This window comes from Cupriavidus necator A5-1, from assembly GCF_000744095.1.
GTDB classification, from domain to species: Bacteria; Pseudomonadota; Gammaproteobacteria; order Burkholderiales; family Burkholderiaceae; genus Cupriavidus; species Cupriavidus necator_A.
The window spans coordinates 1,621,570-1,636,445 of sequence record NZ_JQLI01000008.1 but is presented as its reverse complement, the minus strand read 5'-3'; the positions used below and the strand labels follow the sequence as shown (position 1 = coordinate 1,636,445).

General features: G+C 64.3%; 12 protein-coding genes. 4 read left to right on the top strand and 8 right to left on the bottom strand.

The genetic code is table 11. The features are described 5' to 3' along the window. Positions 1 to 5: 5 nt before the first annotated feature. From ggt to K307_RS31675, 5 genes are all read right to left on the bottom strand, one after another. The gene (gene ggt, locus K307_RS31695) at positions 6 to 1,712 is read right to left on the bottom strand and encodes a gamma-glutamyltransferase (protein WP_042884899.1); all 1,707 of its coding nucleotides are present in this window, start codon (positions 1,710 to 1,712) and stop codon (positions 6 to 8) included. 126 nt (positions 1,713 to 1,838) lie between these two features. Further along, positions 1,839 to 2,378, bottom strand: a complete 540-nt coding sequence (locus K307_RS31690) for a DUF1097 domain-containing protein (RefSeq protein ID WP_042887622.1) — start codon at positions 2,376 to 2,378, stop codon at positions 1,839 to 1,841. 29 nt (positions 2,379 to 2,407) lie between these two features. Next, positions 2,408 to 3,676 (bottom strand): amidohydrolase family protein, encoded by a 1,269-nt coding sequence (locus K307_RS31685; protein ID WP_080745283.1) that lies wholly within the window; start codon positions 3,674 to 3,676, stop codon positions 2,408 to 2,410. Positions 3,677 to 3,888: 212 nt separating this feature from the next. Further along, a complete protein-coding gene (locus K307_RS31680; protein WP_042884897.1) occupies positions 3,889 to 4,539 on the bottom strand; it encodes a response regulator transcription factor in 651 nt (216 codons plus the stop codon). Next, complete coding sequence (locus K307_RS31675; protein WP_042884895.1) at positions 4,536 to 5,645, bottom strand: PAS domain-containing sensor histidine kinase; 1,110 nt, start codon at positions 5,643 to 5,645, stop codon at positions 4,536 to 4,538. The genes K307_RS31680 and K307_RS31675 overlap by 4 nt, the downstream gene beginning before the upstream one ends. A gap of 415 nt (positions 5,646 to 6,060) precedes the next feature. Between K307_RS31675 and tauA the strand changes: the two genes are divergently transcribed. The 4 genes from tauA to K307_RS31655 all read left to right on the top strand — a co-directional run bounded on the left by tauA (position 6,061) and on the right by K307_RS31655 (position 10,139). After that, on the top strand, positions 6,061 to 7,059 hold the full coding sequence (gene tauA / locus K307_RS31670) for a taurine ABC transporter substrate-binding protein (protein WP_042884894.1): 999 nt from the start codon (positions 6,061 to 6,063) through the stop codon (positions 7,057 to 7,059). Between the two features lie 88 nt (positions 7,060 to 7,147). Beyond that, complete coding sequence (locus K307_RS31665) at positions 7,148 to 7,924, top strand: taurine ABC transporter ATP-binding protein (protein ID WP_042887620.1); 777 nt, start codon at positions 7,148 to 7,150, stop codon at positions 7,922 to 7,924. Between the two features lie 10 nt (positions 7,925 to 7,934). Next, on the top strand, positions 7,935 to 8,810 hold the full coding sequence (locus K307_RS31660) for an ABC transporter permease subunit (protein ID WP_042884893.1): 876 nt from the start codon (positions 7,935 to 7,937) through the stop codon (positions 8,808 to 8,810). A 159-nt stretch (positions 8,811 to 8,969) separates the two neighbouring features. Then, entirely contained in the window at positions 8,970 to 10,139 is a 1,170-nt protein-coding gene (locus tag K307_RS31655) for a monovalent cation:proton antiporter-2 (CPA2) family protein (RefSeq protein WP_042887619.1), read from the top strand. 491 nt (positions 10,140 to 10,630) lie between these two features. On the opposite strand, the gene fabI is transcribed toward K307_RS31655, so the two are convergent. The 3 genes from fabI to K307_RS31635 all read right to left on the bottom strand — a co-directional run bounded on the left by fabI (position 10,631) and on the right by K307_RS31635 (position 14,866). Next, positions 10,631 to 11,410 carry an enoyl-ACP reductase FabI gene (fabI, locus tag K307_RS31645; protein ID WP_042884891.1) on the bottom strand — a complete coding sequence of 260 codons (780 nt, stop codon included), beginning with the start codon at positions 11,408 to 11,410 and terminating at the stop codon, positions 10,631 to 10,633. A gap of 71 nt (positions 11,411 to 11,481) precedes the next feature. Beyond that, positions 11,482 to 13,683: a DUF3141 domain-containing protein gene (locus tag K307_RS31640; protein ID WP_051975239.1), complete on the bottom strand. Its 2,202-nt coding sequence runs from the start codon at positions 13,681 to 13,683 to the stop codon at positions 11,482 to 11,484. Positions 13,684 to 13,687: 4 nt separating this feature from the next. Next, entirely contained in the window at positions 13,688 to 14,866 is a 1,179-nt protein-coding gene (locus tag K307_RS31635; RefSeq protein ID WP_042884890.1) for an acetate/propionate family kinase, read from the bottom strand. Positions 14,867 to 14,876: the final 10 nt, after the last annotated feature.

Genomic DNA, 14,876 nt, shown 5'->3' with positions numbered 1-14,876 from the left:
ACGCCCTACAGTCCCAGCGCCCGCCCGTCGCTGCGCGGGTCGTGCGCGCCGGTGAGATGCCCCTCCGGATCGATCCGGATCGCGCCCGGATGGCCGGCAAGCTGGCTCTGTGCAGGAATCGGACTCAACTGATGTCCGCGCGCTGCCAGTTCGCTGAACACCGGCACGCCGGCATCCTGTTCCAGCTTGAGGCTGTCGCGGCTGTCCGAGAAGGTCTTGCCCAGCAGGAAGCGCGGCCGGCCCAGCGCCGTCAACGGATCCATGCCGTAGTCGATCATCCGGGTGAGCACCGCGGCCAGCGTCTGCGGCTGGCCGTCGGCACCTTGCGTGCCGTACAGCAGTTTGGGGCGCCCGTTCTTCAGGTAGATGCCTGGGTTGAGGGTATGGAATGGGCGCTTGCCGGCCCGCAATACGTTGGGGCTCGCGGGGTCGAGGCTGAACGAGGCGCCGCGGTTGTGCCAGAGCACGCCGGTGTCGCCGACGACGAGGCCGCTCCCCCAGTCGAAATAGACAGTCTGGAGCATGCTCACGCAGCGACCGTCCTTGTCGGCGGCGCCGATATACACTGTGTCGCCGGGCTTGAATACATGCGGCCACGGCATGGCCCGGTCCATGCGGATACGCCGCGCGTGGGCATCGAGATGCTGCCTGGACAGCAGACGCTCCAGCGGCACGTCGACAAAATCGGGATCGGCGACGTAGCGGTTCCGATCCAGGAACGCCAGCTTGACCGCCTCGACCAGCAGGTGATAGTAGTCCGCGCTGCCTTCCGGGATGCCCGCCAGATCGAAGCGGTCCAGGATCCCCATGATCTCCAGCGTGGTCACGCCTTGCGTGGGCGGACGCAGGCCAAGCAGCTCGCCACCGCGGTAGGCGACGCGCAGCGGCACTTCTTCCCGCGCCTGGCAACGCGCCAGGTCTTCGCTGCGCAGCGGGGAGCCGGCCTTCGCCAACCCGGCGGCGAGCCGCCCCGCCACGTCGCCCTCATAGAACTCCCGCCCGCCCTGCGTCGCGACCCGGTCCAGGGTGCGGGCCAGCTCGGGCTGGCGGAACATTTCGCCGGGCTTCGGCATGCGTCCGTCGGGCATGAACACCCGGCCGAAGCCGTTCCAGCCGGCCAGGTCCGCCGAGCGGAACTCCTGCCAGAAGCACTGTGAAGGGGTGACGGGAAATCCGTTGGCGGCGTACTCCGTTGCCCGCGCCAGCAAGCCGGACCAGGCCTGGGTACCGCCCCAGTGACTGCGGCTGAAGGCAAAGGCTTGGTCCCAGATGGCAACGGTGGCTGCGGCAGTGAGCGCCGCGCCGGGGCCCCGCAGCGGTATGGTGCCCGCATAGCCCGGGGTCTGCGACGCGGCCTGGCCGATGCCGGAAAACGTGCGCACGCTGCCGTCGCGATCGCTGACCACCAGGAAGGCATCGCCCCCCAGCCCGGTAAAGTGGGGATACGTCACGCACAGTACCGCGCCGATGGCAATCGCCGCCTCGATGGCGTTGCCCCCGGCCTTCAGCACTTCCAGCCCCGCCTGGCTGGCGAGTTCATGCGGGCTCGTGACCATGCCCGCGGACGAATATGCCCCCGCGCGCGCCGCTGGCGGCGCCTCGTGTGCGACGGCAGGCAACACCGTGCTGCCCGCCAGCGCGGCCGAGCCGGCCAGGAATGCCCGGCGCGATGTGCCGGCGCCGCAGCGATCCACTTCACTCAGATATTCCATACCCTCTTCCCCCGGAAACGTGGCAGCCGGGCAGCGCATTGGCGCCCTGCGCCAGCTGCCGTGATATCGAATCAATGGTGGTGCCGAGGCCGTGTCGCCGCTGGCGCGAAAGCCCGGCAGGACACGTCAGCTCAGGCCTCGCTCTTCCACCTGCCACGGCTGACGGGTAGCGGCTTCCGGGGCGGCATAGCGCTGCTTGATCCACGCATATGCCGGTCCCAGCGCGTTCATGGCGACGACTGCGCCGAGCGCGACGACCGGATCGCCCGGTACGGGACCAAAGCCGCCGAACAGCGTGGCAAAGTACGAGGCAAAGCCGAAAAACATCCCGGGGATAAAGCGCAGCGTGGCGAACACCCGCGCGAGGAACATCATCGAGGCATTGAGCGTGAACAGGATCACCATCTCCGCCACGATCAGGGCGGGCCCCGAGAACTGCTCGGCCGCCTGCCTGAAGCAGAGCACGATCACGAAGGCAAAAAGCGAGCCCACGGGCAGGGTCGGCCATATCTTCTTCAGGTTCTTCGGCGTCGGCCCGCCCATGGCAAAGGTCGCGGCCCAACTGATGAAAATGGCCCATGGCGGCAGGTGCGAGGCGTGCGCGGCAATGGGAACCGTGGTGATGGCCAGCAGTGAAGCCACGACTTCGGCAGGCAGTTTTCTCATGATCGTCTCCTTGTTGGACTGGCGTGGCGTCAGTGCGCGCAGCACCCGTGCCGGTGGATTTCACAGCGATGCTGGGTGACTACGGTGATCTTTCCGCGCTTCACCACCCACAGGCGCGGGGGGATATCGATCAGCGCATCGGCCACCTTGAAGGTGTCGAGGATCACCAGGTCAGCCTGCCGGCCGACTGCCAGTCCATAGGTCTCGTGCAGCCCGATGGCGCGCGCCGCGTTGTGCGTGCCCATGTCGAGCACCGCCAGCTGGTGCTCCGGCACGCCGAACTGGGCCACGTGCGCGAGCATGTTGCCGATCTGCAGCATGTCTGCCTTGCCGAACGGCGTGAACGCATTGCGGATGTTGTTCGAGGAATACGCCACGTTGACCCCGCCGCTGTGCAGGGCCTTCACCGGCGCGAGCCCGCGGCGCTGGTTCTGCACGTCCTTGCGCCCGCCCAGATAGAGATCGGTGGCCGGCAGCGTGACGATGCTGATGCCGGCCTCGCGTATCTGCCCGATCAGCGGCTGCAGCTGATCCGCGTCGAGCGCGCCCAGGCTGGTGACATGGCCCAGCGAGACGCGTCCCTGGTAGCCGGCCTCAATGGTCTTTTGCGCGATGTACGACACCGCGGCAAAGCGCTGGTCGCCGGTGTCGTCGGCGAAGTCGGCATGCATGTCGACCGGCGCGTCATACCGTTGCGCCAGCTCGAAGACCATGTCGATATGCCGCATGGTGTCGGCCCAGGTCAGCTCGTTGTACGGGCAGCCGCCCACCACGTCGGCGCCCATGTCCATGGCCGCCATCATCAGCTCGCGGGTGCCCTGGGACTTCAGGATGCCCTCTTGCGGGAAGGCCACGATCTGCAAGTCGAGCAGGTCCTGGTACTCCGCCTTCAGCGCGAGCAGCGTCTCCACCCCGATCAGCCCCTGGATCAGGTCGACATCGGGGTGGGCGCGGATGGCCACGGTGCCGTGCCTGACCGCCATGTCCAGCACCTGCCGGGAGCGGTCCAGCACGTCCTGGCGCTGCTGCTTGCTCTTCAGGATGCCGGTGACGCGGATGGCCTCGTCCAGCGTGCCGAAGCGCGCCGGCAGCCGGCGGTGCAGCAGGGCCTTGTCCAGGTGGAGGTGGGGCTCGACCAGCCCCGGGATGGCCGCGCGCCCGCCGGCCTCGATCACTGCGTGCGCCGGCGCGTCGATGCCGGGTTCCATCGCGGCAATGCGGCCGTCGCGGACGGCGATATCGGTCAGGGGTGCGTCGTCGCGGACGCAGGCGTCCCGGATCAGCAGATCCAGTTGCATGGCTTGTCTCCTCAGGTCTCTTTTTTCGGGACGAAGCCATGCGGTGTCGCTGCTGTCCCCCAAATGAAGCGGCTTTGGGGGACGGCCTGCCGCGGGGTCATGCGCGGCGGAAACGGGGGCTTCGTGATCTGAAGCGTAGGTGCCGGGGCGGCAGCCCTACATCAGGATCGGCTGAATTGGACCTAAGGATTCGCTTAGACGCACCGCACAAACTAGGCAGCGTCCCCAGCTTCGGCGAGCAGCCCGTGACGGATGGCGTAATGCACCAGCCCTGCTGTCGAGGAGATATCCATCTTGCCCAGGATATTGGCCTTATGGGTGCTCACCGTCTTGGCGCTGAGTGACAGCGCGACCGCGATCTCATTGATGCCCTGCCCCTCGGCCAGCATCTGGAACACCTGTAGCTCGCGCGCCGTCAGCCGTGCATGTGGCAGCACGGCCTCCGGCTGCCGGGCCTGCATGACGAGCCGGTCGGCGATCGTGGGCGAGACCACGGTGCCCCCCCGCGCCACCTTGCGGATGGCGCCGAGCAGCTGGTCCGACTCGACATTCTTGGTCAGGTAGCCGGCCGCGCCCGCGCGGATGGCCTGGACGGCGTACTGCGACTCGCGGTACATGCTCAGGACCAGGATGGGCAGCGCGGGATGGCTGGCCCGGATCTGCTGGATCAGCAGGATGCCGCTCCTTCCCGGCATCGACATATCCAGCAACAGCACGTCAGGCACGTCCAGGCGCAGCAGCGACAGCAGCTCGTGGCCGTCGGCTGCCTCGCCAACCACCTGCATGTCCGGCACGGTGGAAATGATCTTCTTCAGCCCATCGCGGATGATGGTGTGGTCGTCGGCAAGCGTGATGCGGATCATCTGGTTCCTCCCTTGCCGGAACAGCCGGTATTGGGTATCTGCGCTTCGACCCGCGTGCCTCCGCCCTTCTCGCTGGTCACCGCGAGCTTGCCGCCCAGCATCAGCGCGCGCTCGCGCATGCCCACCAGGCCCAGGCTGCGCCGGTGCCCGGTCTTCGACGCATCGATGCCGCGCCCGTTGTCCGAGACCACCAGCCGCAGGACGCCGCCGGTGTCGCTGAGTTCAACCAGCACGCGATCGGCGCGGCCATGCCGGCAGGCATTGGTCAGCGCTTCCTGTGCGATGCGAAACACCGCGGTGCTGACCTCGGCGCTGATCTCGCCAACGGGGTGCAGCGCCAGCTCACAGGTAATGCCGCCACGCTCGCGCTCTGAAAGCGATTCGGCCAGCCACTCGATCGCCGCGTTCAGGCCCAGCTCATCCAGCAGCGGCGGCCGCAGGTCCGCCGCGATGCGCTGCACCGCCTCCACCGTCGAATCCGCGATCTCCTTGAGCATCTGCACATGCTTGCGGCACGCTTCGTCGGCATCGGAGCCTTGCTGCGCCTCGATGAAACTGAGCCCGAGGCGCAACGCCGTCAGCGACTGGCCCAGTTCATCGTGCAGTTCGCGTGAAATGCGGGTGCGCTCGGCCTCGCGCACCGACTGCAGGTAGGCGGAGAGCTCGCGCAGCTGCGCGCGCGACGCCAGCAGCTCCTGCCTGGTTCGCTCGCCCTTCTCCACTTCGGCAAGCAGCGCCTGCTCGGAGCGCTTCCGGTCAGTGATATCCCGCGAAATGCCCACCGTACCGACGACCTCGCCATCGCGGCCGCGAACCGGCATCTTGATCGTATCGAACCAGCGCAGGCTCCCGTCCCTGGCATGGCGGCTTTCCTCGTAGCGCCGGCGGATACCGCTGGCCACCACGGCCTTGTCGGTGCGCAGGTAGACCTGTCCCCATTCCTCTGACCAGACCTGGTCCGGCGTGCGGCCCAGGATCTCGGCCTCGGTCCGCCCGCATGCGGCCATGAATGCGTCGTTGACAAGAATGTAGCGCGAGCCGACGTCCTTCAGCCAGGCCTGGTCCGGGATGTTGTTCAGTATGGCCCGCTGCAGGTCGACATCCATGTCTCCTCCTGTCAGTGCTCGCCATTCATCGCGGGCAGGCATGGATTCATGCGTTGTGATCATCAAGTGGCATGGCGCGCCTGCGTTCCCCGCAGACTATAGCCAGTGGGCGCTGGCAATGCTCTTGTCGTTTTCCTGAATGGAAGCGCGGATGGCGGGCCTGTTGCTCGCGCCGACCCGCAGCCGTGCCTGCCTTCCTGCACGTCGTCGAAAAGACCCCGCCATCCGGGCCGCTACAGGATTTCCATGATTGACGGCCCCGCCCGCCACCGCTCCGCCCGGCGCACCGCGGCACGCGCCCGCGCGGCGGACTCTGGTCCCAGCGAATCCCGGCAACTGGACCTATTGGCCAGTGACAGCCCTCACCTATAAAGCCGGGACACCCAACACCTTTTCCCTCTCGAGGAGCACAACCATGCGGTGGATCAAGCAAATCGCGACCTATGTCGCCCTGGTGGCAGCGCTGGCGCCGGCCGCGCACGCGCAAAGCAAGAATGTAGTGATTGCTTACCAGGACATGGTAGTGCCCTGGCGCTACGCCCAGGACATGAAGGAACTGGAAAAGCAGACCGGTTACACGGTTTCGTTCCGCCAGTTCGGCGGCGGCGGGGATGTGATCCGCGCCATGGCCTCGGGCCAGATCGCCATTGGCGAGGCAGGCACTTCGCCGATCGCTTCGGCTCTTTCGCAAGGGCTGGATGTCGAACTGTTCTGGATCCTGGACGACATCAACGCGGCCGAGGCGATGGTCGCGCGAAACGGCAGCAAGATCGCCAGCGTCGCCGACCTGAAGGGCAAGCGCGTGGGTGTGCCATTTGTATCGACGACGCACTACCACACGCTGGTCGCACTGGAACGCGCCAAGATCAATCCCAAGGACGTCCGCATCGTCAATATGCGGCCGCCTGAGGTCGCGGCCGCATGGGAGCGCGGCGACATCGACGCCACCTTTATCTGGGACCCGGTGCTGGCCAAGCTCAAGCAGTCAGGCACCGTGCTGACGACCTCGGGGCAAATCGCCGCCGACACGGGCAAGGCCACCTTCGACGGCATGATCGCCAACAAGAAGTTCGCGCGTGAGAACCCCGAGTTCATGGTCAAGCTGGTGCGCGTGCTGGCCGCCGCCGATGAAAACTATCGCAAGAACAAGGCTGCCTGGACCGCGGACTCGCCCATGGTAAAGGCCGTGGCCAAGATGTCCGGCGCCAAGGCTGAGTCGGTGCCCGCGAGCATGGCGCTGTACGCCTTCCCCACGTTGCAGGAGCAGGTCTCGGAACGCTGGCTGGGCGGCGGTGCGGCGCGTGCGCTGCAGTCCGCGGCGCAATTCCTCAAGGAGCAGGGCACCATCCAGGCCGTCCTGCCGGACTATGGGCCGGGGGTCAACGCGGAGTGGGCGAAGCGCGCGCTGCGCTGACGCCGCGACCGTGTCGCTGAAGCTGGTCGCCGTGCGGGAAGCCAATCCCGGCACGGCAGCCCCGAAAGTCCTGTTGTGGAAGCCCCTCATGTACAAACTCGAAATCGACGATCTCAGTGTCAACTACGGCACGTCAGGCGGCGCCAAAACGCTGGCCCTGTCGCAAGTCAATCTCACCATGGAGCGCGGCGATTTCGTCGTCGCGCTGGGTGCCTCCGGCTGTGGCAAGACCACCTTGCTGTCGTGCATCGCAGGCTTCATGGAACCCTCCGAAGGCGAAATCCGTCTGTGCGGCAAGGCTGTACACGGACCCGGTGCCGAACGCGGCGTAGTGTTCCAGAAGCACGCCCTGATGCCGTGGCTCAGCGTGGCGGACAATGTTGCGCTGGGATTGCGCCTGCGCGGCGTGGCGCGTGCCGAGCGGCTACGCGTCGCGCACGAGAAGCTCGCCGCGGTCGGACTGCAGGCGGTAGCCGACAAGCCGGTCTACCAGCTCTCAGGCGGCATGCAGCAGCGCGTCGGGATTGCCCGCGCGCTCGCCAGCGATCCTGCGGTGATGCTGATGGACGAGCCGCTTGGCGCGCTCGACGCACTCACGCGCGAATCGATCCAGGGGCTGATCCTGAAGCTCTGGGCCAAGGAACAGAAGATCGTCTTCTTTATCACGCACAGCGTGGAAGAAGCGCTGTTCCTGGGCACGCGGCTGATTGTCATGACGCCCTCACCCGGCCGCATCGCCCATACCTATGAGCTGCCGTTCGCGCGGCGCTACATCGAGTCCGGGGATGCGCGCGCGGTCAAGTCCGACCCCGAGTTCATCCGCTATCGCGAAGAGATCGTCGATCTGATCCATGCCACCGCCTGAGGAATACGAGATGCCCGCTTCCGTCCAACGCATCGAACCCACGCCACGCGCCCCGGCCAATACCGCAGCCGGCGCGGGCCAGCACATGAAGACCGTTTCGGGCTACCGCCTGCCAGGAGAGGGATCCAGCTCACGCATCTCCACCGTCACCGTGGTCCTGCTGCTTGCGCTGTGGTGGCTTGCCAGCCATCTGCGCTGGCTGCCGCCGCTGTTCCTGCCGACGCCGGAGTCCATCGTCACCGCCTTCATCGACGCCTGGCAGGGCAACCTGCAAGGCGGGCAACCGCTGACCGAGCACTTCACGGCCAGCATGCTGCGCGTGTTCGGCGCGTTCGGGCTGGCGGTGGTCACGGCGGTGCCGATCGGCGTGATGATGGGCGTATCGCGGATCGCGCGCGGCATCTTCGACCCGCCGATCGAGTTCTACCGCCCCCTGCCCCCACTGGCATACCTGCCGCTGATCGTGATCTGGTTCGGCATCGATGAGACCTCGAAGGTGCTGCTGATTTTCCTGGCCTGCTTCGCACCGCTGGCCATGTCGGCCCAGGCGGGCGTGCGCTCGGTCACCATCGAGCAGATCAACGCCGCTTACTCGATGGGTGCCTCGCCATGGCAGGTGGTCCGCCATGTGGTGATACCCGCCGCACTGCCCGATATCCTTACCGGGATGCGCATTTCCATCGGCTTCGGCTGGACCACCCTGGTCGCCGCTGAAATGGTGGCGGCAACCGCCGGACTGGGCCAGATGGTGCTCAATGCGTCTAACTTCCTACGTACCGACGTGGTGATCATGGGCATCGTGCTGATCGGCCTGATCGCCTACGTGTTCGATATGCTGATGCGCAAAATGGCGACGTGGCTGGTGCCCTGGAAAGGAAGGATGTGAGGTGCGCGAGGCCCGGGATCCGACGCACCGGGGTCGGCGCTTGCGGATTCCGGCCTGGCGGAATTCCTTTCCAGATTCGCTGCGGTGTGCTTGACTGTCAACGGTGGACGGTTGACTGACACGAATCCATAGCCCGTCCCCGCAATCGGGAGGGGAATGATGGAGCAACTGCTGATTGACTCGGTTGTATTCCTCGCCGCGGCAATGATCGCGGTGCCGCTGTCGGTACGCCTTGGCTTCGGTTCCGTCCTGGGCTACCTGATGGCTGGCGTGGTGATCGGTCCGTGGGGGCTGCGGCTGGTCACCGATGTCGATTCGATCCTGGACGTGTCCGAACTGGGCATTGTCCTGATGATGTTCATCATCGGCATCGAAATGGACATCGAAAAACTGTGGGCGATGCGCCGCTCCATTTTTGGCTATGGCGGGATCCAGGTAGCGCTATGTGCGGTGCTGCTGGCGGCGATTTTCACGATCTTCGGCGCGCCATGGCGCGTCGGCGTTGCCGCCGGATTCGCCCTCTCGCTGTCATCCACCGCGATGGTGATTGCGATCCTCGAGCAGAATCGCCTGATGGATACACCGGTCGGCCAGGCCAGTTTCGGTATCCTGCTGTTTCAGGATATCGCCGCAATTCCGATGATTGCACTGATGCCGCTGCTCGCCCCGATGCCAGCGGAAGCGAGCGCCCCGGCTGGCTGGATAGTGGCGCTGAAAGCGCTGGCCATGATCGCGGCCGTTGTGATCGGCGGGCGCTTTGTTTTACAACACGCGCTGCGCATCATTCAGAGGAGCGGAACGCGCGAGATATTTACCGTTTTCGCGCTGCTCTGGGTCATAGGTATTGCCTTGCTCATGCACCTTGTCCACCTGTCGATGTCACTCGGTGCGTTCGTGGCCGGGATGCTTTTGGCAGGGTCCGAATTCCGTCACGAGATCGAATCCGACATGGCCCCCTTCAAGGGCATCCTGCTCGGCCTGTTTTTCATCGCAGTCGGCATGTCGATTGATTTTAGCGTCCTGGCGGACAAGCCATTGCTGGTTGCGGTCCTGGTTTTTTCCCTTGTCGCAGGCAAGCTCGCGGCACTCAGGTTCCTGGCTAACCGGATCAATCTGCCGCGAGAACAGCGTGCATACTTTGCAATCCTGCTTTCACAGGGAGGAGAGTTCGCCTTTGTCGTGATGGCGGCCGCACAGGCTGCGCGCTTGCTTGATGCCGGCCAGCTATCCGTCGTCACGGTGGTAGTCGCGCTATCGATGGCTACGACCCCACTGCTCCTGCTTGCTCATCGCAAACTGGTGGTGGTACGTGCCACCGAGGAGGCGTGAGCTGGACATCTTCCGAGTGACGAATGGATCTCCTTGCCGGCTGTGACCCATGGAGAGTGTAAATCTTCAGGCAATCAACCACCTGCCCTTTCCAGGCAAGCGACACAACTCAACCATGATCTTGCGAGATCGCGTGAAGAATCGCGTCGCCGCGCGAAGTTAAACTGGCATCTATGCATCCGTTCCGTCCGCGTTCGACGATTATCAGCTGCTGCTTATGCAAAACGTCCAGTTCGACTCGGTCCAGGACATGAGCAAGATTGCCGGCCTTAACGAGCATCAACGTAGCAAGCTCGTGCGCGCTTAGCACATCTGTCTCCGTATCAGGCTTGAAGGCTGCCGCCTCACCTGAAGCACAGCAAGGCTATTTGCTAACGCACGCTGGCCGTCATCGCTATTTCCGGGCGGAAGACTGCTGATCCAAAGTTCCATGCCAGTATCCATCACAAGTAGGAGTCGGGCCCGGGGACCCGGCTTTCGAACCGCCGCGGTCAACCCATGATGCTGACGCCGCCGTCAACAAAGATAGTGTTGCCCGTGATGTGCCGCGCGAACGGTGACGCCAGTGCGGCGCACGCGTAACCGACATCCATGATGTCGGCGAGTTCGCCCATCGGCGCGCGCTCGCGCGCCTCGTTGAGCAGCAAATCGAAGTCCTTGAGTCCGGATGCAGCGCGTGTCTTCAGCGGCCCCGGTGAGATCGGATGAACACGTATGCGTTGCGGACCGAGTTCGCTTGCAAGGTAGCGGCAAGATGCTTCAAGCGCCGCCTTGACCGGCCCCATCAAGTCATAGTTCGGCACGACACGCGTAGCGCCAAGGTAACTCATGGCGAACAGCGATCCGCCCTCGTCCATCAGGGGCGCAGCGAGCCGTGCCATGCGGATGAATGAATGACATGATATGTCCATGGCATTCGCAAAGCCTTCAGGTGAGCTGTTGATCAGGCCGCCCTGCAGGTCTTGCTTTGGCGCGAATGCGATTGAATGCACGCCAATGTCCATCCGCCCCCATGTTGTTCGCACGACCTCGAAGAGCGCTTCCAGTTCACCCGGCTTCGACACATCAAGCGGCATTAGCAGAGTCGCTCCAAGCTCCCGACTCAGCGGCTCGACGTAGGCTTTCGCCTTCTCGTTCGCGTACGTAAGCGCCAGTTCGGCACCCATTTCGCGAAATGCGCGTGCGCAACCGTAGGCGATCGAATGCTCGTTTGCGATTCCAAGAATCAATGCTTTCCGGCCGGCAAGCGGCTGATTGGATACGTCTGGCATTCAGGCCTCCAGTTGCTCAAGCGTGTGCAATTCGTACTTCCCGCGTTTGCATTCCATAGCGCGCTCCTTCATCAAGTCGGTTCAGTCGATTTCAGGGGCTTCTCTCGCGGCGCGAGGCCGAGCCTGGCGGCAACGCGGTCGAGGCGGACCTGTTGCGCCGGCGCGATGTCGCCACGCGTAGCCGCGAGTGCCCGCGCGGCGTCGAGTGCCCGGCGGCGCTCCGACGTTGTCGGCAGCAGTTGTGTAAGGCCAGCCACCGCGCGCTCTTCGTCCCACAGCACGAGGAACGTCTGACGCCTGGCGGCCTGCTTCAGGTCAGCAAGACGGATGGTGCGGTCGAGCCCGGATTCGCGCAGCAAGTCGCGCATCGCATTGAACGGTCGTTCGTCGACGACATGGAGTTCGCGGCCGCAATAGACCAGTACCCGCATCGCACCGTCAAGGAAAGTGCCATGCTCGAACGACGTTTCAAGCTCGCGGCGCTTAAGGCGCCTGACTTCTTCGTTAAGCCAGCTATCGGCCTCGTGCAGGCGTTGTTGCACGGACTCCCGCTTGAGGCCGACCAGTGCCGCGAGCCATGGTGAGTCGTAGACTGCCTTGAACACCATCTCGACCGTGCTGTCCCGGCATGCCCCATAGGTATCGAGCCCATGCGCGATCGCGTCCGATACGCCATGCTCGCTTTCAAGCAGTGGGTTCGTGGGCGAAACAGCCTGGCGGTGCGCACGCACTGCATCCGCCATCATCTTGACCCCCCACATCGCCGGATTCAGGTCTGACAGCGTCCAGCGCTCGACGCGTGCAGGGTTCATCAGCCTGGTGCACGCAGCCGTCCACGGATTCGATGCAGCTTTCACGAATGGGGATATAAAGGTGTCATAGAGGCACTGGTTGATCTCGGCGGTCCGCTTGACAACCTCAAATGCGCGCTCATCGTCGCGCCCGTCATCGAGTGCAAGTATGTCGTCGATTTCGCGCGCTTCGAAGCGGATCAGGTAGCGCCCCTTGACAAACTCCAATCCCGGCAGGCCAGACCGCGTATCCTCAATCACCGCTTCATATAAACCGGGCGGCAGAGTATCGATCAGATCGAGCGCGCTGATGAATTCCGTATGCTCCTTCTTCGCGACGCCCGCTGAGACGAATATTCCCAAATGACCGACCTTTTCGTTCAGGCAATAGACGATCGTCTGTTCGTGGATTCGGATCTCCTCGACGCTGTCGTACAGGTCAGGAATCCAGTTCAGTGCTTGTTGCGGCGGTGTAATGTTGTCGCCCCAGGAGGCGAACACGATGATGGGCGAACGGATGTTACGCAAATCGATACGAACGTTGCCGTCGGCCGACACCACCTCGCCTGCGGACAAACGATTGCCGACGAAAAGGTTTTGCGTGATCCATTCCATTTCCTCCTTGTTCATCAGGAAATGGCCACCCCACCAGCGCTCGAACTCGAGGAAGCGCTCCGCTTCGGTATCGATATTCGCGTAGACGTTGTAGAGCTTCTTCCAGTAGGTGTTCGCCGGATTCATCTGTTCGAAGTTATTGACCAGATAGGCGCCGTCGAACATGCCGTTCCCGAGATCGCCGGCGAGCGATGCGAGCCATGTTCCCCCGAGCATGCCACCTGTGTAACGCATCGGGTTCTTGCCTTCGACGCCAGCCCAGTACGAGACGGGCGATCCCGCGAGCAGAATCGGCCCGACGCGCTCGGGCTTTGCTGCAGCCAGAATCAGGAGCGCCCATCCTCCCTGACAATTCCCAATCACGAACGGCCTGGCTTCGGCGTCCGGATGCAATTGGGCTACCCGTTCCAGAAACGCGGCTTCGGCTCGTGCGACGGATTCGATCGTCTGGCCCGGCTGCGGGTACGGGAGGAAGAACACGAAATAACATGGATGCCCCTGGCGCAGCGCGATCCCGATTTCGCTGTCCATCTTGAAGCCACCGATACCTGGGCCATGTCCTGCGCGCGGATCGATGACGACGAATGGGCGTTTCGTCGGGTCCGGCGTGACAACACCATCGGGCGGAATGATGCGGGCCAGTGCATAGTTGACCGGATGTGGCAGTTCGCGACCATCCGCGACGACTTCATACTTGAACGCAAGGACGGGCGGCTTGCCGGCACTCGCGTGATCGAGATAGATGTTTCCTCGCTGGCGCAGCGCATCCAGAAACAGTGCGCCCCTTTGCCATGCGTCAGTCGCATATTCGATGATGCATTGGGCCGGCACGGCAATGGGAGAAACGGTATTGGTCACAGTGGACATGTCTTTACACCTCCAGTCGTTCAAGCGTGTGCTGTGCAATCATGAGCTCCTCGTTGGTCGGGATTACCCATGCCGCAACCGTGCTGCCCGCCGTGCTGATCCTCGGTCCGTGACGCCCGTTCGCAGCGACGTCGAGCGAGACGCCGAGCCATGCCGCAGCGCGGCACACCCGTTCGCGCACGGGCGGCGCATGCTCGCCGATCCCCCCGGTAAACACGATCGCGTCGAGCCCGCCGAGGGCGGCCGCCAGCGAGCCAAGCTCGCGCGAGATCCGATAGCAAAACAGATCGACCGCGTTGGCCGCCGCAGGATCGTCACTTTCGAGCAGCGTGCGCATGTCGCTCGATATGCCGGACACACCCAGCAACCCCGAGCGGCGGTAGAGCAGGTTCTCGATCGCGCGGGCGTCCATCTTGTGTTCGTCCATCAGCCACAGGAGGACTCCGGGGTCGAGGCTGCCCGTGCGCGTGCCCATCGGCAGGCCTTCGAGTGCAGTAAAGCCCATGGTGCTCGCGATGCTCCTGCCCTGGTCCAGGGCGGCCATGCTCGCGCCGTTACCGAGGTGCAGCACGACCGTCTTGCCGTGCGCAGCGCGCTCGTCGTAACGGGACAGGCCGGATGCGATGTACTCGTACGACAGGCCGTGAAAGCCATAGCGCCGCACGCCTTGCTGCGTGATGTCGCGGGGTAGCGCGAACTGCGTCGCGATTGCGGGCTGGCCGTGGTGAAATGCGGTATCGAAGCAAGCGACCTGTGGCAAGGCCGGATGCCGCTCAGCGATCGCCCTCAGCGCGCTGAGGTGGTGCGGCTGGTGCAGCGGCGCGAGCGGCACGAGCGCTTCGAGGTTGGCAATCACCTCGTCGTCGACGCGCACGGCCGTCGCGTATCGGCTGCCGCCGTGCACGAACCGATGACCGGCGCCGATCGCCCGGTAGCCAGCCGCATGGCTATGGAGCCATTCGAACAGAAAAGCGATCGCGCCCTCATGACCGAGCGGTTCACCTGCAGACCAGCGCTCTTCGGCCAGCGCTTCGCCGCTCGCATGTCGGATCCGGAGGTGTGGTTTGGTGTCGATCTCCTCGAAATTGCCCGTGCAGATGCGGCTGGGCTCAGCGCCGCTCACGCCGAAGACCGAGAACTTGACGCTTGACGAGCCCGCATTGATCACCAGAATGACGTCCATGGAATGCCCC